Raw genomic sequence first — 564 nt, 5'->3', positions numbered from 1 at the left:
AAGGACTGTGTAGTGTTGTAAACTTTGTTGGAGTCTAGGTTTTTTCCTGTGGCAAATCGAAAAAATGTGGTCTCCATCCCATAAGTGAAGACGATATTCATAAAGCCGATCAGCGCATAGATACTTGTGAATGACCCCATAGCCTCCTTTGTGAGGTATTCGGTGTACACAATGATCATTAAAAAATTAATGGATCGACCGAGGATACTGCTCAGTCCATAAACTGCGGTTTGTCCAGCTAGTTTTTTGAAATTACTCATTCAGTATCAAGGAGCTTATTCTCCTTTGAAATGGGGCTGTCTTTTTTCCAGAAAAGCGGATGTACCTTCTTTATAATCTCCCGATTTAACACATCTGGCAAAGCTATTTGCTTCAGTTTGGAACCCATTTTCATCAGGTACGAAAGCGGAATTGACGCAGTCGATGATCATCCCTATAGCCAATGGTGCTTTACTTAGGATTTTACCTATGATTTCTTCGGCTTTTGCCAAGGCCTCCTCTTTGGTAGGAAGTACATGATTTACCAATCCAAGATTCTTGGCTTCTTCAGCTCCAATCATCTCA

At 40.8% G+C, this 564-nt stretch carries 2 protein-coding genes; both read right to left on the bottom strand.

Going from position 1 to position 564, the window contains the following annotated elements:
• Positions 1-260, bottom strand: a 260-nt coding sequence (locus tag AC4FQ3_RS22820; RefSeq protein ID WP_491183409.1) for a lipopolysaccharide biosynthesis protein, incomplete at its 3' end; no start/stop codon positions are given.
• Between the two features lie 15 nt (positions 261-275).
• Positions 276-564: enoyl-CoA hydratase/isomerase family protein (locus tag AC4FQ3_RS22815; protein ID WP_491183408.1), on the bottom strand; the 289-nt coding region annotated here is incomplete at its 5' end.

It is taken from the genome of Flavobacterium sp. AK-345 (assembly GCF_058310175.1).
The sequence above is the reverse complement of the archived record's forward strand: the minus strand, read 5'-3'. Positions and strand labels throughout refer to the sequence as shown.